This window comes from Cellulosilyticum sp. I15G10I2 (genome assembly GCF_900095725.1).
Lineage (GTDB): Bacteria > Bacillota > Clostridia > Lachnospirales > Cellulosilyticaceae > FMMP01.
Window position 1 is genome coordinate 139,642 of the sequence record NZ_FMMP01000007.1, and the last position, 21,190, is coordinate 160,831.

At 37.3% G+C, this 21,190-nt stretch carries 14 protein-coding genes; 5 read left to right on the forward strand and 9 right to left on the reverse strand.

The genetic code is table 11. The features are described from left to right. Window positions 1-33 precede the first annotated feature (33 nt). The 5 genes from BN3326_RS07510 (at window position 34) to BN3326_RS21430 (ending at window position 8,882) form a co-directional block, all read left to right on the forward strand. Complete coding sequence (locus BN3326_RS07510) at window positions 34-3,315, forward strand: DUF5107 domain-containing protein (RefSeq protein WP_069998579.1); 3,282 nt, start codon at window positions 34-36, stop codon at window positions 3,313-3,315. A 230-nt stretch (window positions 3,316-3,545) separates the two neighbouring features. Continuing rightward, complete coding sequence (locus tag BN3326_RS07515) at window positions 3,546-4,400, forward strand: substrate-binding periplasmic protein (RefSeq protein ID WP_069998580.1); 855 nt, start codon at window positions 3,546-3,548, stop codon at window positions 4,398-4,400. A gap of 26 nt (window positions 4,401-4,426) precedes the next feature. Then, entirely contained in the window at window positions 4,427-6,823 is a 2,397-nt protein-coding gene (locus tag BN3326_RS07520; protein ID WP_069998581.1) for a bifunctional diguanylate cyclase/phosphodiesterase, read from the forward strand. Window positions 6,824-7,209: 386 nt separating this feature from the next. Continuing rightward, a complete protein-coding gene (locus BN3326_RS07525; protein WP_083258587.1) occupies window positions 7,210-7,734 on the forward strand; it encodes a CAP domain-containing protein in 525 nt (174 codons plus the stop codon). A gap of 182 nt (window positions 7,735-7,916) precedes the next feature. After that, window positions 7,917-8,882 (forward strand): CAP domain-containing protein, encoded by a 966-nt coding sequence (locus BN3326_RS21430; RefSeq protein WP_083258588.1) that lies wholly within the window; start codon window positions 7,917-7,919, stop codon window positions 8,880-8,882. Window positions 8,883-8,947: 65 nt separating this feature from the next. Here BN3326_RS21430 and BN3326_RS07535 read toward each other — a convergent pair whose 3' ends face one another. From BN3326_RS07535 to BN3326_RS07575, 9 genes are all read right to left on the reverse strand, one after another. Continuing rightward, complete coding sequence (locus BN3326_RS07535) at window positions 8,948-9,460, reverse strand: hypothetical protein (RefSeq protein ID WP_069998582.1); 513 nt, start codon at window positions 9,458-9,460, stop codon at window positions 8,948-8,950. Window positions 9,461-9,555: 95 nt separating this feature from the next. Continuing rightward, window positions 9,556-11,241 carry a glycoside hydrolase family 13 protein gene (locus BN3326_RS07540; RefSeq protein ID WP_069998758.1) on the reverse strand — a complete coding sequence of 562 codons (1,686 nt, stop codon included), beginning with the start codon at window positions 11,239-11,241 and terminating at the stop codon, window positions 9,556-9,558. A 308-nt stretch (window positions 11,242-11,549) separates the two neighbouring features. Then, window positions 11,550-13,217: an alpha-glucosidase gene (locus BN3326_RS07545; RefSeq protein ID WP_069998583.1), complete on the reverse strand. Its 1,668-nt coding sequence runs from the start codon at window positions 13,215-13,217 to the stop codon at window positions 11,550-11,552. Between the two features lie 47 nt (window positions 13,218-13,264). After that, on the reverse strand, window positions 13,265-14,122 hold the full coding sequence (locus tag BN3326_RS07550; protein ID WP_069998584.1) for a carbohydrate ABC transporter permease: 858 nt from the start codon (window positions 14,120-14,122) through the stop codon (window positions 13,265-13,267). Further along, complete coding sequence (locus tag BN3326_RS07555; RefSeq protein WP_069998585.1) at window positions 14,122-15,162, reverse strand: carbohydrate ABC transporter permease; 1,041 nt, start codon at window positions 15,160-15,162, stop codon at window positions 14,122-14,124. The genes BN3326_RS07550 and BN3326_RS07555 overlap by 1 nt, the downstream gene beginning before the upstream one ends. A gap of 99 nt (window positions 15,163-15,261) precedes the next feature. Next, window positions 15,262-16,554 carry an ABC transporter substrate-binding protein gene (locus BN3326_RS07560; RefSeq protein WP_141722879.1) on the reverse strand — a complete coding sequence of 431 codons (1,293 nt, stop codon included), beginning with the start codon at window positions 16,552-16,554 and terminating at the stop codon, window positions 15,262-15,264. A 213-nt stretch (window positions 16,555-16,767) separates the two neighbouring features. Next, window positions 16,768-17,805: an NAD(P)-dependent alcohol dehydrogenase gene (locus tag BN3326_RS07565; protein ID WP_069998586.1), complete on the reverse strand. Its 1,038-nt coding sequence runs from the start codon at window positions 17,803-17,805 to the stop codon at window positions 16,768-16,770. A gap of 44 nt (window positions 17,806-17,849) precedes the next feature. Continuing rightward, complete coding sequence (locus BN3326_RS07570; RefSeq protein WP_069998587.1) at window positions 17,850-19,397, reverse strand: response regulator transcription factor; 1,548 nt, start codon at window positions 19,395-19,397, stop codon at window positions 17,850-17,852. Between the two features lie 17 nt (window positions 19,398-19,414). Beyond that, on the reverse strand, window positions 19,415-21,190 hold the full coding sequence (locus BN3326_RS07575; RefSeq protein ID WP_069998588.1) for a cache domain-containing sensor histidine kinase: 1,776 nt from the start codon (window positions 21,188-21,190) through the stop codon (window positions 19,415-19,417).

The following is a 21,190-nucleotide window of genomic DNA, read 5'->3' on the forward strand; positions in this document are numbered from 1 at the left end:
AAGCAAGAAAGCTAAGCGTAAGGAGTGTTATTTATGCAAATAAAAAGCAACGTAAAAATGTGGGAAGAAACGATCACCATTCCTACCTATGAAGTATCTCCACCTGAGAAGAGTCCTCTGTTTATTGAAAAAAGAGCTTATCAAGGCAGTACTGGCAAAGTCTATCCGCTGCCTGTAACAGAAAAAATAGCTGATGTTAAAAAAGACAAACGCTATCATGCTGTTTTTCTAGAAAATGATTATCTGCAAGTTATGATTTTGCCAGAGCTTGGGGGAAGAATCCAAAGAGCTCTGGATAAGACAAATCAATATGATTTTGTGTATTATAATCATGTGATTAAACCTGCCCTTGTAGGTTTAACAGGCCCATGGATCTCTGGAGGGATTGAATTTAACTGGCCTCAGCATCATAGACCTTCGACTTTTTCGCCTGTTGATTATAAATTGGTTGAAAACCCAGATGGCTCCTGCACGGTTTGGGTCAGCGAAATTGATAAAATGTACGGCACAAAAGGTATGGCTGGTTTCACCCTCTATCCTGATAAAGCCTATATAGAAATTACCGGACAGCTCTACAACCGTACCGATCTCCCCCAAACCTTCTTATGGTGGGCAAATCCCGCGGTTCCTGTTAATGATAAGACCTATTCTGTATTTCCTCCCGATGTCCATGCGGTCATGGACCATGGCAAGAGAGCTGTCTCTACCTTTCCGATTGCTACTGGAGAATATTATAAGTATGACTACTCTGAGGGGATTGATATATCAAGATATGCCAATGTGAAAGTGCCTACTTCCTATATGGCCTATCAATCCAATTTCGATTTTATCGGCAACTATGATGAAGGGGTTCAGGCAGGGCTTCTGCACGTAGCCGATCATCATATTTCTCCAGGTAAAAAGCAATGGACATGGGGTAATAGTGATTTTGGTGTCGCTTGGGATAGAAATCTAACCGACACAGATGGCCCTTATATTGAACTCATGACAGGAGTATTTGCAGATAATCAACCTGATTTTACATGGCTAAAACCCTATGAAGAAAAAACATTTACCCAATATTTCTTCCCCTATAAAGGTGTAGGAAGAGTAAAAAATGCAACGTGTGATGCCCTCGTTAATTTTACTGTAGAAGAAGGTACGGCTGCTATTTGTGTCTATGCAACTTCTACCTATGAAAACGCCCGTATTATCGTAAAAAAAGCGGATGAAGTTATTTTTGAAACTTCCGAAACACTTTCACCGTTTAAGCCTTATCAGACTACTCTAAAAACGCATTTAATATCCGCAGCTGGCTGCTCAGTGATTGTTTATGACATTCATAAAAATATTCTTGTACAATATGATGCTATAGAGAAGGCGCTAAAACCCACGCCTGATCCTGCACAGCCCTTAAACGCACCAGAAGAACTAAGATCTACCGAAGAATTATATCTGGCAGCTACGCATTTAGAGCAATACCGCCATGCCACTTATGAACCGGCTGATTACTATTTAGAAGGGCTAAGACGGGACGGAACAGATATCCGCTTAAATAATGGCTACGGTCTCTTGCTGTATAAACGAGGCAACTTCACTGAAAGCATCTCTTATTTTAAGAAAGCTATTGAAAAACAAACTTGGAAGAACCCAAATCCTTACCAAGGTGAAACTTACTTCAACCTAGGGCTTGCGCTTAACGCCGTTCATTTAGAGGAGGACGCCTTTGACGCTTTTTATAAGGCAACTTGGAGCTACGAAATCCAATGTGCAGGATTTTTCTGGCTCTCTTGTCTGTCCGCTAAGAAAAAGAACTACAAAGAAGCCTTGGAATTTATTGATAAATCGCTCGTCCATAACTGGCATAATATGAAAGCACGCACACTAAAAGCTGCCCTCTTGCGAATCATGCAAAAAGATAACCTTGCATTTATCAATGAAAGTCTGCAAATAGATCCTCTAGATCTAGGCTGTATATATGAACAAGGATTATCAACGAAAAACTTATCCCCATGGAAAGAAATAATGCGCACACCTGTCCACAATTATTTAGAACTTGCTGTTGATTATATGAAATGCGGACTATATGATGATGTCCTTGCTATTTTAGAAGCCTGTGATGATCAGCATCCGCTCGTATACTACTATCAGTCTTATATCTATAGCTTAATAAGCGAAACAGATAAGGCGCTAGAGCTTTGTAAAATGGCTGAAGCTGCGTGCCCTGACTATTGTTTCCCAAATAGACTAGAAGAGATCTTAATCCTCGAAAATGCTGCTAAGCTTTATGACGAGGCCTCTTTTGCCCACTATTATTTAGGGAACTTACTGTATGATAAAAAACAATATGAAAAAGCGATCACCCATTGGGAAATCGCTGCATCCAAAAATGAAATATTCCCGATTACTTTCCGCAACTTAGCCATTGCCTATTTTAATAAACGGGGTGATAGGCTAAAAGCTTTTGACTTTATGAAGAAAGCCTACGCGCTAGAACCAACCTATTCAAGATTTTTACTGGAATATATTCAATTAGCAGGTAAAGTAGGCATGTCTAACGAAGAACGTCTTGCCTTACTTGAAAACAACCTAGAGGCAACCCGGGACCGTGATGTACTCTATCTCGAATACATTACGCTTCTTAATAATACCGGATACTATGATAAAGCCTTAGCTTGTCTGTTGTCTCATACTTTCCACCCTTGGGAAGGCGGCGAAGGTAAAGTAAGCGGACAATACCGCTACGCCCTGACCCAAAAAGCAATTGCAGCTATAAAAACCGGCGCATTTGAAGAGGCTCTTAATCTACTAACAAGGACACTTACCTATCCAGATAACCTTGGCGAAGGTAAACTGCCAAATGCACAAGATAATGCAGCCTATTACTATATGGGTATCGCTTATCGCGCATTAGGTAATCATGATACGTCCACTCAGTACTTCAAAAAAGCATCCGTCGGCTTAAGTGAACCGAGCAGCATGCTCTACTATAATGACCCCTGCTCTGATACAATCTTCTATCAAGGTCTTGCAAGCGAAGCACTAAACAACTTAGCAGATGCTAAGAAGTGTTACCATCAACTCATTGCATACGGTGAAAAGCACTTATTTGACCAAGTGGGTTATGATTACTTTGCCGTGTCACTTCCAGAAATGGAAGTGTTCCAAGATTCTATTTGGGAGCGTAATACACATTATTGCAACTATTTAATCGCTCTTGGGAAATTAGGACTAGGTGATACCCACGAAGCGCAACATATCCTCAAGAAGATCTTAGATAAAAATCCTAGTTATCAAGGCGCCCTACAACATTTAAATGATATAGTAAGTTTATAAAAAATAAGGTTGTTTCTCTATTTTTAACGAGAAGCAGCCTTGTTTTATTTTAGTAAAAATATGTTTTCTATAGATACATTCATCCTTCTTGCTAATGCATTAAGTTCTGGAGTTAATCTCCCAAAAGAACTTGCCATTTATAAGCGCCACAGACTATAATAGTAAATAGCAGAATTTGTAATTTAAAGTCGTATATTGTATACACAAGTTGTTTTAAGGGGAGAATGCTCGTGTCAAAAAAAGAAATTAATAAATGTCTATTTGTAGCTTTTCTTATTATTGTGACTTTACTGCTCTTGACAGGTTGCTCTACATCAAAAGAATATTTTGATATCGAAGGCGCTTTGCCGCCTGAGACAACAAATAGTCTAGGCGCACAAAATCAAAAAATCTTAATTGTTACCGGAGAATATCTTCCTTATGTCACACAAACACAGGATAATAATGGCTTTTTTGCAGAACTTATTAAAGAAGTTCTTGATCATTCTGATATTGAATATGAAATTAAGTTCTACCCTTGGGCAAGATGTGCCGAGATGGTCCAAAGCGGCGAAGCATGGGCATCCTTTCCTTATGGGCGTTCTGAGTCTAATAGGCTAACTTATTTGTTTTCTGATCCCATTTATACAACAAAACATAAATTTTATTACTTAGTTAATAATGAGAAACTAACAGATAAATTTAAAAGCTATTCTAAGATAAGCGATTTCTCTAATTATATATTTGGTGGAACAAACAGCTATTGGTATGGGAACAAAAATGATATTACTGCATTAGGTATAAAGTCAGAGTGGGCAAGTGATACAGATGCTCTACTCAAAATGCTGCACTCTGGAAGAATTGATTTTTTTATTGAAGATGAACTTGTATGCAGTGAAGCCATAAAAAGGCTCTTTGTATCACATGAAAAAGATTTCGCTGCACTCCCCCGTGTGGCTAAGATCCATGATTACTTTCTCATTGCATCTAAAAAGTATCCTAACAGCCAAGAACTTCTTAATACATTTAATCATTCATTACAGACCCTAAAAGAAGATGGCAGACTCGAACAAATATTAAAGGATAATAGTATAGCTATTAAATGAAATCCAGATAAGTGGGAGGATACCTTGTGAAGTATTTTTATTCTAAAAAGTTGAGTACATCTTTTTTATATCCAATCTTATTCACTGTATTTACTATTCTTATACTGACGACTATTTACGATGCATATAATCACAAGCAACGGTTAATGAATGCATTAGCAGAACAGGCAGATAGCTTATTAAATATTTCAGCATCATCTGCCCAAGATGCATTTTGGAGCTATAATGATGAGAGTCTTAAAAAAATTGGTGATGCGTTATTTGATTATAAGGAAGTTATTGAAGTTGTTATTCTTGATGAAAATGCTCGTATCATTTATAAACACAAAAGAAATACAGCTATAACACATCAATCTTATCTGTTTCCCCGTTTTGTTCAGCAAGTTTATAAAGATACTCAAAAAATTGGAGAAATTCAAGTTGTATTTACTACATACTATCTTAATAAAGCGATAAAAAATGAGGTTTTATCAAGATTTATACAAACTATCATCGTTAATTTCATCATTTTCGTCATCATACTCTTATTATCACGTACACTTACAAAATCAATTGATGAAATTGATGAAGGGGTTAAAGCTTTCTCAGAGGGCAATGTCAATAGCCGCATTCATGTAAAAAATAATCATGAAATTGGGGAACTAGCTTATCGTATTAATAGGCTTTTTGACACTATTATAGAAAATAGTAAAAAGTTATCGGATAATTATTTCACATTACAGCATAAAGAAGAACTGCTTCGTGTTGCAGAGGAACGTTATCGTTATGCTGTAGAGGGTTCAAACGACGCTATTTGGGACTGGAACTTACTGACGGGGGACTATTATATTTCAGCAAGAGGCGCCAAGATCTTAGGCCTCTCAGAAAACGAACTTATGGATCTTTCAACTTGGAACTCCTTTTTGTATCCCGAGGATAAAGCCTCCTTTGAACATTTCCACGCAGGATTCCATCATGAGCCTGATAGTTATAGAGAATTTCAGTTTCGTATTATAGGAAAAAGCGGAGAAATACGTTGGTTGTTTTGTAGGGGAAAGGGTATTTTAGATCAATCAAATCGTCTGATTCGGGTTTCGGGTTTTTATACAGATATCACTGAAAGGATTAAAGCTGAAGAGTCGATTAATCAATTGGCCTATTACGATGTACTGACAGGACTCCCTAACAGAGCTATGTTATTTCAGTATTTAGAAAAACTTTTTACGTCCCCAAACAGTGCTGTTACTAATAACATAAGCGGCACATTACTATTTATAGATCTAGATGATTTTAGGACCATTAATGATACCAAAGGCCATGTTGTAGGAGATCAAATGCTTGTCCAAGTCGCCAAAGACTTGAAGGCCGAGATAAAGTGTGACATCATTACCCGAATCGGGGGAGATGAGTTTGTCATTATCCAGAAAGATTGTGATGATGCTCAGGCCATTAAACTTTCTAATGAAATTATAAATGTCATTAGAGCGCCAAAAGTACTTAATGGCTATGAATTTAATCTATCCTGTAGTATTGGTATTTCTCTCTTTCCTAAAGATGGCTCGGATATTGATACATTATTAATGAAAGCCGACACTGCGATGTATAAGGCGAAGGATCATGGAAAAAATCAATTTAAATTTTTTGAACAAAGCATGAATGACCAGATTGTTCATAAAATCTCGATGCATCATGATATACGTCAAGGACTATTAAACAAAGAATTCATTCTGTTTTATCAGCCTCAAGTGGAAGTCGAAACTGGCAAAGTTGTTGGTGTTGAAGCTTTGGTCCGCTGGCAGCATCCAACACTTGGATTATTATCACCTATTCACTTTATTGAGCTTGCAGAAGAAACCGGGCTGATTATACCCCTTGGTGAATATATTTTAAGAACAGCTTGTGCGCAGAGTACAGAGTGGGAAAAGACTGGCTATAAGAATATCTCTATGTCCGTGAATATCTCTGCAAAGCAATTTAATAAAAAGACCTTGGTGGATGATATATTAAAAATAATAGATGAAACTCAGATGAGGACCGATCTACTCAACTTAGAAGTTACTGAGACCGTTGCTATGGAAAATCTTGAGAGCTCAATAGCTATAATGAATAGTCTAAAAGAAAAAGGCATTGTCTTTTCATTAGATGATTTCGGTATAGGTTACTCCTCCCTAACTTATTTAAAAACAATGCCCTTTAATTATCTTAAGATTGATAAGCAATTTGTACAAAGCGTTCAGCATGATAACTATGAAGAGGTAGTCATTAAGGCCATTATTGAAATTGCTCATTCTATGAATCTCACTGTTATCGCAGAGGGTATAGAAACAAAAGATCAGCTTCAGCCTCTTATTAATTATAAGTGTGATCATGTTCAAGGCTATTATTTTAGCCCCCCTCTGCCTAAAAATGAAGTAGAGAAATTACTCATGCGCCATCTCCCCTAAGCTAATAGTACGTCTAAAAAATGCTGTGTCTTTGTGCTTGTAGCGCAACAGCATTTTTTATTTTTTGTCAAAATATATTCATAGCTCTGCACGCCCATGTCTTAGCCCTATCTCATAATAGATCTTCTCTGCCTGCCTGTCCAACTGCTCCTTCGCAGCCTTCTGCATATTTAATTCTTCAATATGATATATGTCTTGGGGATGACAATTCCCGAGTGAAAATCAATAAAAATATTAATCCAGCTATCTCATTAGGTAGTCCTTGGTAATTATCTTTTATGTGTTGCGTTTAGTCTCAAAGTATAATACAATATGTTTGTAACAACTTGTAACATTTTCGTAATAACCAAAACATCTGCGTAACATTTAAAAGGAGGTACCACACTATGAACGTAACTAAAAATTTAGATAGACTTATTGTATCAGTACTTGTTTCATTTGCAGTACTCGCAGGTTCAACGAACCTTTATGCAGCTTCTGCACCAGTACGCAGGACTACTTCGCAACCCACTACGACATCAACAAGTACTTCTGTTGTTGCTTATGAAAATAAAGTATTAGAACTTGTGAATGTAGAACGTAAAAAAGCAGGCCTTAAGCCTTTAGCAATGGATGAATCCATTAGAAAAGTAGCCAGACTGAAATCTCAGGATATGCAGACTAAGAAATACTTTTCTCATACGAGCCCAACTTACGGTTCACCTTTTGATATGATGAAAAAACATGGCATCACTTATAAAACAGCGGGCGAGAACATTGCTATGGGACAGAAAACACCTGAAGCAGTTGTGAAAGCTTGGATGAATAGCCCAGGGCACAGGGCGAATATCTTAAAACCAGCCTTTACGCATATCGGCGTAGGTTATGTTGCTACAGGCAGCTACTGGACGCAAATGTTTGTAGGAAGATAATCAATGTAAAAAATGAAGGTTTTACGGGAGGGCCCTTTTCAGCCATAAGGTATCTCTTGGTAATTTGCCTTTATGTGTTGCATTATGTAAACCAATGTTATATAATAAGTTTGTAACAACTTGTTAACAACTAAGAAATATAATAAACCATTTATATACTAACTCACAGGAGGATACTTAACATGAAAATAAATAAAACTTTATTTAACCTAAACAGAAAAGCTAAGTTATCACTACTGTCTTCTTTCGTAGTCATATTGGCTTCAACAAGTGTATTTGCACAATCTATTCCAGTTCGTGTACAAAATAAACAAATTAACTTAAGCGGCAATGAGCCTTATATTTCTAATGCAAGCCAAACAATGATTCCGATCCGCGCAGTAGGCCAGACCCTTGGCCTCGCTATTGATTGGCAGGCACCTTATGCTACAATGTCTGGTAGAAACGTTAAAACTGGCAGAAATGTTCATGTAAAAGCTAATACTTCTACAAGAGCTATGAATGCGAACGGTAATACCTTAAGAAATTCAATTTCTATCAAAAATGGCAGAAGTTATATTACGCTTCGCGCCTTAGCTGAAGCTTTTGGTTACAATGTAGACTGGAGAAATGGTCAAGTTGATATTTCAGATCCAAAAACACCTGTGACACCAGTGCCAGCTCCAACTACACCTAAAGCACCCGTAACGCCAACACCAGCTCCAACTACACCTAAAGCACCAGAGGCACCAGCACCAGCTCCAACTACGCCAACAGCACCTAGTAATTCTGTAGTTGCTTACGAAAACAAAGTATTAGAGCTTGTAAATGTTGAGCGTCAAAAAGCTGGCCTTAAACCACTTCAAATGGATGAAGCAGTTCGTAATGTAGCACGTAAAAAATCTGAAGATATGCAGGCTAAGAAATACTTCGATCACAATAGTCCAACTTACGGTTCACCATTTGATATGATGAAAAAGTTCGGCATCAGCTACCAAACAGCAGGTGAGAATATCGCCATGGGTCAAAGAACACCTGAAGAAGTTGTAAAAGCTTGGATGAATAGCCCAGGACATAGAGCTAACATCTTAAAACCAGCCTTTACACACATCGGTGTAGGTTATGTAGCAAACGGTCACTACTGGACGCAAATGTTCGTAGGCCGATAAACCGCTTATAAATATCTCTTCTAATATGATTAAAAAGGTATGCTGCACGTGCAGCATACCTTTTTTTACTCACCAAGTTTCTTAAGTTGATTATTGGCTTTAATAGCTTTAATGAATGCATAAATGGCAAGGCCATGAAAAGCAATACTGATCCAATCTTGAATAAATATAAAGACGATGGCATCCAGTGCATAAAGTACAGCCCCTACAATAATCACCCAATTACGCCCGGATCTTGCAGCATAACCAAGCAAGGCAAAAACTCCTGCCAGCATGAAATTGATGCCAATCGCAACTAACCTAAAGCTTCCATACCAAGAATATGTAATAATATCAATGATCTGCGTCACGCCAAGGCCAGCAACAAATCCCCATTCGTGACCTATAAGGTAAAGAACAGAATTAATGATCGAAAGACCCGCAATCCAGTAGAACCAGTTTACCCCGCTTCTAAATTGGTCTTCAAGCTGCATCCGCACCATAAGCTTCTGTTCAATCTCATACTCATTTGTTAAATCCTCTTTTACTTCCATTTCCTCTAACTGCCAAGCTTCACTTTGCATTTGATCTCCACTCACAATACCAACTCCCTTTTTTTATATCCATGATCATTGTAGCAAGATCTAAGGGAGGATTGTATCGTTGATTAATGGTAAATGAGGTATTTTATACCTTATTTGTTGAGATCCTGATAAAATACAAAAGTTTCATAGGGCTCTAAAGTAACATGATTATTATATACGCTTTCTCCATAGTTAGAAATCAAGCAGGTTATATCATCCCCTTTAAAGTCTTCTGGGATTATCATATCCTGTTTTTGATCTGTAAAGTTACATACCACCAGAAGCTTTTCTCCCAGGTACGTTCTGGTATAAGCGAAGATGGCTTCACTCTCTGGCATTACGAGTTCATAATCGCCGTATACAATGACCTTATGTTTCTTTCTTAAAGCAATTAACGTCTTATAGTAATGAAAAATGGAATCTGGCTTTTCAACTTGTTCTTGGGCATTGATCTCTGTATAGTTTGGATTGACCCCTATCCAAGGTGTGCCTGTGGTAAAGCCTGCATTTTCAGATGTATCCCACTGCATAGGCGTTCTGGCATTATCCCGCCCTTTAAAACTGAGGCAGCGCATCATCTCATCATGGCCCACCCGGCCATTTCCTACCCATTCTTTATAAGCATTGATGCTTTCAATATCTTTAAACTCATCTAAGCTTTTAAAGGGATAATTGGTCATGCCAAGTTCTTCTCCTTGATAAATATAAGGAGTCCCCTGCATCATATGAAGGCATGTTGCCAACATCTTAGCTGAGCTTGTGCGGCACTGTGGTCTATCATCTCCAAACTTAGAAACAGATCTTGGCTGATCATGATTACACCAATAGAGACTGTTCCACGCCTCTCCCTTAAGCTCTGTCTGCCACTTAGACAAGACCTTTTTGAGGTCCTTCATCGGCACCTTAGCATCTGTCCATTTCCCATATTTTTCGCCTAGATTTACATGTTCAAAATGAAAGACCATATTGAGCTCATTTGTATTTTCACCAGCATATAATTTAGCTTGTTCTACAGTGACACCAGCCGTTTCACCTACGGTCATCAGGTCATATTGAGATAGAACCTTTTCATTCATTTCTTTTAAGTACTTGTGCACATTGGGGCCATGTACACAATAAGGACTAAAATCCCCATAAGGACCTGAGATATTTTCATCATCTGGAAGCCCTGGTACTTTTGAAATCAGGCTGATAACATCCATACGAAATCCATCAATGCCTTTTTCACACCACCAAGTCATCATATCATAGACTTCTTTGCGTACTGCCGCGTTATCCCAGTTGAGATCTGGTTGTTTTGGCGAAAACAAATGCAGAAAATACATATCTGTAGCTGCATCATACTGCCATGCTGGACCACTAAAACAAGATCCCCAGTTATTAGGCGGGCTGCCGTCTGGTTTGCCTTTTCTCCAAATATAATAATCACGGTAAGGATTATCTATATCTTTCTTGCTTTCTATAAACCATGCATGCTCATCTGATGTATGATTAACCACTAGATCCATCATGATTTTGATGCCTCTCTTATGTGCTTCTTCTAGCATCTCATCAAAATCTTCCATGGTACCAAATTCCGCCATGATATTCTGATAGTCACTGATATCATACCCATTATCATCATTGGGAGAAGCGTAAACCGGTGATAACCAGATCACGTCAATCCCTAATAGTTTTAAATAATCGAGCTTACTTGTAATGCCTTTAAGATCTCCTATGCCATCACCATTACTATCCATAAAGCTTCGTGGATAAATTTGGTACACAACCGCCTCTTTCCACCATGTTTCTTTCATCATCATACTTCGCCTGCCTTTCTATTATGATTGCTGCTAATTTTTAATAAAATTTATCAATGTCTAGCAAGTGATTTTAGTATTTGGAAGGTGCCTATGTAGTAATTCGTTAAGAAAATCTTAGCAGTTTATTTAAATGGCACTTAGCCGCACTGTTTGAGCGCACGCGAGTTTGCGGCGTTCATTTAAAGAAAGTGCTTAGATTTTTAGAATTACGGAATCGAGCACCTGAAAAATACTAAAATCATCTTGCGGCCCTATTCAATTCTTAAAATATATCTATATATTTCATGGCATGGTATCTCATTTTATACCTCTAAGACCACAACCTGATAGGGCTCAAGCATGATCTTGCCCTCATTTATTATGAAGCTGTCATAATTATTTATGAGTACCTGATGGATATTCTCAGAAAGCATGAGTTCATAATCTTCATTCTGATAATTCGCAAGTACTAATAATGTTTTATCCTTGCCCTTTCTATAGAAAGCAAATAGATTATCATGTTCATTAAAAGCTGGAGAAAATCCGCCATAGACAAGCACTTCTTTATAGGCTTCACTTTTTCGGAGTTTGATTAATGCTTTATAGAATGAAAACAATGATTTATCATCTTCTAACTGGCTTTTAGCATTGATCGTCTTATAATTTTTATTTACCACTAGCCATGGCTTTGCAGTCGTAAATCCCGCATTTTCGCTATCATCCCAATGAAATGGCGTTCTGGCATTGTCTCGGCTATGTTTATTAACGATGCTTAATGCTTCCTCATGGGTATATCCTGCACTTAATGCGACTTGATATTCATCCTTAGTACTAATATCATCAATCATATCCATACTTTCAAAGTCATTATTGGTCATCCCTAGTTCCTGGCCTTGATAAATAAAAGGAAGCCCTCTTAGCATAAGTGTGATAGCCGCAAGCATCTTCTTACTCTTATCATGACACTCCCCTTCTGGAATATAACGACTTACGCCTCTTGGTTCATCGTGGTTTTCTATGATATTGGCCATAAAGCCCGCGTGCTGCGCATCCAACTGACTTTCAAACAGTGCCTCTCTATATTGCTTAGGTGTAACAGGTGTTCTGTCAAACCATCCTTTTTCACTGGCGCCTATCATCGCAGTGCTAAAATCAAAGATCGAAGAAAAGCACCCCGCATCGCCAATATAATGTTCAAGCTCTTCTTTTTTATAGTTAAACAATTCGGCGATCGCAAAAGCATCATATCTGCCATATGTCTGATCGCGCATCTCATTTAAGAAATCCTCAACACCCTCTGCGTTTTCAAGCATTTTATAACCGCTGCAAAGACCATCTTCCCGGTCTGGCTCCATATCTTCAAACCTAAGATCCTTTTTAATATTGATAATGGCATCAATCCGAAATCCCGCCAGACCTTTATCAAGCCACCAATTCATCATCTTATAGATTTCCTGCCTTACCTTGGGATTTTCCCAGTTCAGATCCGGCTGCTCTTTGGCAAACATATGTAAATAATATTTATTGGTACCAGGGATCTTCTCCCACACACTGCCTCCAAAATACGACCGCCAGTTGCAAGGCGGCTGATCCCCTTTTCCTTCTCGGATATAGAAATACTCTCCGTATTCCCCCTCTGGATCTTCTAGTGCCTTCTTAAACCACTCATGTTGATCGGAGCAGTGGTTCACCACGAGATCCATCACGATATACATCTCTCTTTTTTTGGCCTCTGCCAGTAGTTCATCCATATCCTGCATCGTGCCAAACATCGGGTCTATATTATAATAATCTGAGATATCATAGCCTTGATCTATACAAGGCGAACAATAAATGGGAGAGATCCAGATAATATCTATCCCGAGTTCTTTAAGATAATCTAACTTATTAATAATACCTCTAAGATCCCCTATCCCATCTCCATTTGTATCACAAAAACTCTTTGGATAAATCTGATAAGCCGTTTTGTCATGCCACCATTTTGCTTGCATTTTAAAAACCTCCTACAACTATTTTGTTTTGATTACAGTCTGTCATATTATTTGATTGCGCCTTCTACAATACCCTGAATAATCTGTTTCTGTGCAAATAAAAACAAGATAATAATTGGGAGCATTGCAAGCAATGTCGCTGTTAGAATTAAATCCCATTGTTTAACATAAGAGCCTACAAAACTGGTTACTGCTATAGGCAGTGTCTTGATTCTTCCATTTAAGCCAAGCATTAAGGACGGTAATAGGAAGTCATTCCAAATCCAGATGCCATTTAAGATTAAAACAGTCATCTGAATAGGCTTTAACAGCGGAAAAATAATTTTAAAGAAAGTCCCCTCCGGCGTGCAGCCATCGATGAGTGCTGCTTCTTCTAATTCATAAGGGATGTTTTTAATAAATCCATGAAGAATAAAAACAGATAAGGAGCCGCCAAACCCTAGATATGCAAATACAATACCCTTATAGCTGCTTAACATTGCAATACCCGTAAACTGTGAAATCCCTCTAAAGGTAGATAATAGCGGAAGCATAACGACCTGAAAAGGCACAACCATCGCTGCTACAAAGAGCATAAAAATAAAATTGGACCACTTTGTCTTATTACGTACCAAAACCCATGCTGCCATACTTGAAAATAATGACAATAAGGCTAATGTAATAACCGTGATATAAAAAGAACTAAAGAAAGATTTCCAGTAGCTAAAATTTTGATTGTTAATAACATTTTTCATATTAATAAATATCTGCCCCCATTCTTTTGGAAGCATGATCGGGCTAATAACAATATCACTGCTCTGTTTTGCTGCATTAATCACCACCAAAACAAAAGGAAATAAGAAAAATAACACAAGGACAATGGCTAATAGCTCCAGTAGGACTGTTCTAGTATTTTGTACTTTCATTACATCTCTACCTCCTTCTTTTTACTAATAGCAACCTGTGTGAGTGACACAATGGCTAAAATAATAAAAAACACAACTGCTTTTGTCTGCCCAAGGGCATATTGGTTTTTTGAAATAGCTGTTTTATAAATATTAAGAGCCAAAAACTCAGTTGATAAAATGGCTGTTCCATTTAAAATACGACTAGGGCCCCCATTGGTTATCGCAAGGTTTAGATCAAATTGTTTAAATGAATTCACAAGGGTCAGGAAAATACATACCGTAAAGGTATTGGCAATGATGGGCATTTTTATTTTTAAGAGTGTCGTTAACCCGCTTGCCCCATCTACCCCAGAAGCTTCAAGTACATCTTTAGGTACGCTTTGTAATCCTGTCACATAAATCATCATAATATATCCTGCATACTGCCAAGTGCTTACAATAATGATTGCTAAAATAGCTAGATTAGGACTGGTAAGCATAGATAAGCTCCCTGCAAAGATAGTCGTTAATACTCTATTAAAAATAAACTGCCACACATAGCCAAGTACGATTCCACCAATGAGATTAGGAACGAAAAATGCAGTGCGGTAGAAATTACGCCCCCTAACACCAGAGGTACAAAGCAGCGCCAAAGAAAATGCACCGACATTAACCATAATGATATTAATGATCGAAAATACTAATGTAATACCTAGTGAATACATATAATCCCGAGATTTAAACATGGTAATATAGTTTTGAAAACCAATAAAATTTTCAAACTTAATCCCATTCCAATCCGTTAAAGAATAAAAAATCCCAAAAATAAATGGCATAATAACAGTAATAGAAAATGCAAATAGGAGCGGAAACAAAAATAATATATTAATCACTTTTCTATGATTTTTAACAGGCATAAAATAAAACCCTAAAATCTCCAAAACTGCACCTAGAATCAGCAGGGTGCCACGTATGGTATTCTGGCTTTTTGTAAAGCTCATGATTAAAGCTGCACCTATAGCTGCAATACCACAAATAATCACTGTAATACATAGTATCTTTTTCAATTTTATATTCATAAAGACCTCCCTCCTCCGCCTAAACCTAAGGAAAATTTCAGGTAACTTTTATAGCTACCTGAAAAACTCACAAAGGTTAACTTTAATGAATCCATTACTTTACTTTAACGTAGCTATTGCATTGTCCATCAGATCAACAAAGCCGTCCACGTCTACCTCACCTCTTGCAAGAAGCTCATAGGCAGGCCCTAAGTTATTGAGGCAAAAACCATCTGGCATTTTAGTCCATTGCCATGCATAGGTCTTCTCTGCCTGCACCCATTTCATAAGATTTGATGCAAGTGGAGTTGTTGGCTCTATTGTAGTCGATGCAAAAGGTGAGATCATCCCCGCTTCTGTTACAAGACACTTCGCGCCGTCTTCTGTAGATGCAAGGCTATTTAAGAAATCTTTACATGCTGGAATATTTTTGCCTTCGTTATATACCGCCCACCACGATGGTGCATCTGCAAGGATACCATCTGTATCTTCCTCCATAAATGCCAGTGGTGCAATACCCATACCAAATGTAACATTATAACTTGGAAGAGATGGATCAATCCAGTTGCCCTGATGCACAAATACCGTTTTACCTTGTGCCCATAATGCAAGCTGATCATCATAAGTACCACTTACTAATGTATTTTTATCTGAGTAATCAAATAACAGTTTTACAAAAGTACCATATTGCGTCATACGTTCTCTGTCAATCTCTCCGCTTTTTAACTTATCAATATAAGTCGTATCATCCCTGGCAATCCCTGTCGCAAGGTAAGTTCCAAAGTTATGGTTGCCTGTAGACCAGTACATCTGCCCTGCTTCTGCAGCCATGGAAACTACAGCTGTGATGCCAAGTTCATCTTTCATACTGTCTAATTTTACAAGGGCTTCTTTGTAAGCATTGATATTCGTAAGTCCTGCTGGATCTATCCCGGCCTTATCTAGTAAATCTTTGTTATATGTAAGTCCATATCCTTCTACCGCATAAGGAAATCCTATTGTTTTGCCATCTTCTCCAACATAAGCAACTGCCGTATCAGAAGCCCAAGGCTCATTGCTTAAATCTGCTACATAGTCTTTCCAAGTCTGATACTCTCCTTCTCCGCCAAATACAAACATATCTGGCATGTTGCCTGCTGCAAGATAAGCTTTAATTTGTGATGCAATATCTGCCCCTCCGCCTATAGATTCTATAACAACTTCAACACCTGTTTTTTCTTTGTAGGCTTTTGCATAAGCCTTTAACTGCTCATCAATTTCAATCTTGCCATTTATCAAACGAATAGTTGTGCTTGATCCACTGTTTTTTTCTTCCACACTTGTGTCTGTAGATGAGCCTCCGCCACATCCAACTAATAAGGTTACCGTCATCACTGCAGTTAATACAGTTGATATGAGTTTCTTCAAATTCATAGTAATGCCTCCCTATTTATTATTTGTATAAACATTACTTTTGCGCATAAGTAACATTTATAAAAGTAATAATATCACTTTTATAGTAAATATGCAATAATTATTTAGCGTATTTTATAAACGAAAGGTCGCCATAAGATAGACATTCAAAAAACGGCAATTAAAACCTTAACTTCAGATTTTAATTGCCGCTTTAAGTCGCGAAAATATATTTTACATCTTAATAACCATCTTTGTAATATCAGCTTTATGCGCTACATTATACTCTACCGCTTTAGCTATCTCATTAAAATCATAAATATCAGACACAATTTTTCCAATAGGTATCGCTCCGGATGCTACTGCATTAATTGCTGAAGGATATATATTCTTATATCTAAATACAGACTTAATCGTTACTTCCTTATCCAGAATAGATCCAAAATCATAACTAATCTCTGGGTTTTCGCACATTCCAACTAAAGTAATGGTCCCTCCTCTTTTGACTAAATGCGGTGTAAGCTTTGTTGTGATATCACTGCCTGCTGTTTCAAATACTAAATCTACACCCTCCCCATTGGTCAATTTCATAATTTCTTCTAGGACATCTTCTTTACCATCAATTACACAAGCAGCACCTAGCTCTCTCGCTTTTTCAAGTCTCTTTGGAATAATATCAACAATATATACTGAAGAAATACCTATACTTTTTAAAGTAAGCATCGTTACAAGCCCAATACAGCCTGCTCCTAGCACAACCGCTGTTTGCCCCACTGTGCCTCCGGATTGACTGACTGCATGAAACCCAACAGCTAAGGGTTCAATAAGTGCGCCTTCCATTGTGCCCATACCTTCAGGCAGTTTAAAAGTTAGATTCTCCGGATGGGTAACATATTCAACAAATGCCCCATCATAAGGTGGTGTTGCCATAAACCTTACATCTGAACACAAATGATACCTCCCGGTCATACAAAATGTACATTTTCCGCAAGGCACGCCAGGCTCTAATGCTACCAGATCCCCTTGATGTAGATTCTTTACATTTTTTCCTACACCTACTATCCTTCCAGCGCATTCATGGCCTAAGACAATTGGATCTTTAACAACAAAATTACCAATCCTTCCATGTTGGTAGTAATGCATATCAGAACCACATACCCCTACATATTCTATTTTAACTAAAACTTCATTTTCATCCGGCACAGGCATTTCTCTTTCCTGAAGCTTAATTTCTCCTATTTTTTCCATAACCGCCGCACGCATTCTATTCATACGATCACTTCTTTCCCTATATGTATTTAAATTAATCTGCTATGCTACTCCTTAAATTCTGTCGGGGATTTTCCAGTGTGTTTTTTAAAAGCAAGAGAAAAATAATTGACATCGTTATAACCTACCATCGCTGCAATTCTGGCAATTTTATAGTCTTTTGAAATAAGCAGCATCTTGGCTCTTTCTATACGTTTAGAAACAATGTACTCATTACACCCTTTACCAGTCTCTCGTTTAAATAATCTAGAGAAATAATTAGGTGATACATAAAACTTCTCCGCTAGTTTTGTAACCGAAAGATCTTCATTTAATTGTTGATCAATATACTTACAAGCTTCTTCTATAATCTCATGAAGCTTTTGTCTGTCCTGCTGAATAAGCTGTACAATAAACTTCTCAACATAACTAATAACATCTTTTATATCACATGAAATCAGCGTGACCATCAATTCATCAAGAATTTCTTTATGAAAATGATTGGTCTGCTCATAATAGACCCAATAAATGTCGCACCCAATTTCAAAGCAGCTGCGACGCATCAATCGATCTGATACCCCATGCCGCTTAAAAGCTCCGGCAAGTTGCTGCAATAACCCATTTACCTCTGCATAATCGTCGAGTTGATCTATAAGAAGCTTTTTAATGTCTCCTACTACCTCCTGAATGGGCTGATTTTTTTTAGGTATATCTTGCTGCCGCGCAGACTTTTGCGCTGCATTTTTATCTGACTCTAAAACAGATAGTGCTTGTTCGTAAGACTTCGGTAGTTCATTAATATCCTGTATCTGAGCACCAAAATAAATTTTATATTGAATTGAATATTCATTAAAAATAATATCATTAACCTTTTCTGCTACTTCTATTGCTTCGTTAATATTGTTCTCGTCCGTCAGCAAAACAACAATTCTTCCCAAATCATCTTCAAAGGTAATACCATATGTATTGGCATCAATCATCTCAATACATAAGCTTTTAATAGACCAATGCAGAAGTGCTTTATGCTCTTCCCATGCATTTTGATCTGCCTTGTTCGGGATAAAAACCACAACCTGCATATTAGTCGATTCAGCGAGGTGAATATATTCGTTGATATAAGCAGCACTGCTCGCATTGCCGCGGCAATGAATACAGTCTTTTAGCGCTTCTTCAAGTTTGATCTGTTGGCTAAATCCTTCAATGCGATTCTTTTTTCTCCTATCGGTATACTCCTGCCGTTCTTTTTGAATTTCTTCAATCTGCTTTAGAAGAATATCCCACAGCCTTTCTTCATCAATAGGTTTTAATACAAAATCTTTTACCCCTAATGTGCATGCTTTTTGCGCATACTGAAAGTTATCATAACCTGTAAGGATAATAACTTTTACATTCTTATTAATCTTCTGCATTTCTTCTGTAAGCTTAAGTCCGTCCATTTCTAACATACAGATATCGGTCAGCAGAATATCCGGTGCTTGAGTACTAGCCAAAATAAGGGCTTCATCTGCCGAAGCAGCTGTGCTGACTTGAATCTGACCCGCTTTGTCCCAAGGCATCATCGTTGCAATCCCTCTTCTAATAATTGCTTCATCATCAACTATCATCACATTTAACATATTTTTGCACCCCTCTTCTACTTTTGTGTATAGACTGTTAAAGGGACCTCAATACAAACAATAACTCCCGCTTGTTCATTTGCATAATATTTTAAGCCATAGCCTTCCCCAAAAGACAACTGAATACGTTTATGAACATTTCTAATGCCATAACCAAAGTCTTTATCTTCTGCCATAATACATTGATTGATACTATTTATCGTCTCTTCGCTCATTACCTTACCATTATCTTTAACCTCTATAACTAACCTTGTATCGTGTGCATAAGCTGAAATTGTAATTATCCCATCGCCGTCTTTTTTGTTTTTAAGTCCATGGTAAATACTATTTTCTATAAGCGGCTGAAGTGTAATTTTAGGAAGCAGTGTCTCTAAAAAAATATCTGGGACATCAACTATAACTTTTAAAATATTACTATATCTGAAATTTTGAATAATGCTATAGTTATTAATGTGCTCTAATTCATCTTTTAAAGGTACAAGATCTTCCCCCCGGTTAAGTGATTTGCGATAGAAGGTAGCTAAAGCTTTTACAGTATTTGAAATATCCTTTTGTCCATTCATTAATGCCTGCCAATGGATACAATCTAATGTATTGTATAAAAAGTGTGGATTAATTTGCTCTCTTAATACCTTCAGCTCAATCTCATTAATCTGTTTTTGTTCCTTATAAACTTCTTGGATTAACTCATTAATTTTTTTTACCATCGTATTAAAGCCCAGTGATACCTTTTTAAAATCTTCTCCGCTTGTATCTAGATTCAGTCTTACTTTGAAATCTCCTTCAGATACAATAGACATAGATTCTATGAGACATTTAAAAGGCTTGAGCAGCATCTCGCTGATACTGAATGAAATAATAATAGAAATAGTAATCATCATCATGAGCAACAACCCAATCGTAATAACTAACGCCTGCCTGTCTTTGTAAAATAAATCCTGTGGGATTGTCCCTACTACATACCAATCCCAACCTTTAATATAGCTGGATAAAACGATTTGATCATCTATTACTCGAAGCTCTGAGGTATCCTTAGTATCCTTTATAAAGTTGCTGATTGTAGCAATCTTTTCTTTGTTGGGGTGTGATATAATCTCTCCTTTTTCATTGACGATAAATATTTCAAGTGGGTATTTTGAACTGTCCGAAGAATAGTATTGACACAGTGTTTCTTCCAGAATAGAAATATACATAAATCCCCGATACTTATTAATGTGATAAACATCGTAAATAGGCTGATGAATACTCATTAAATATTCCCGCGGTACTTGTGGAGGTGCCTTAAAATCCGAGATTAGCGGCTTATAAGCCACCTTCTCATTTGGACTTTGGAACATCCCTTCTCTTTCTAAATTCATACGAATAAGTTCTGGCCCTACAGAAATTGAAGATTGATCTAATTCCTTTTTGATATAAATATAAAAAAGATGACTTTTCGAATTAACAACATTATGCAGTGCCTTATAGGCTTCATCTACAACAGCTGAATAATTAGAGTGATTTTGCTTTTCTGCTGTTAAGTAAGTCTGGATCTTGTCACCATAGACTGTATATACAGAAGAATTAGTAATATCATCTAAAAAACGCTGCAAATTATTCGAAACCTGATCAAGCTGCTGTGTAATCAATTGTTGTGAAAGATACACGACTGACCGGCTGGTGAGCACGTAGATAAGCATGCCTAGCACTATTGCTGATACACATACAATCAGTGACATGTAATATGACAGCTTATAACGCAGAGGTAATGCTTTAATCTTATTTTTCGAATATTTTAAGAAACGAATAATCAT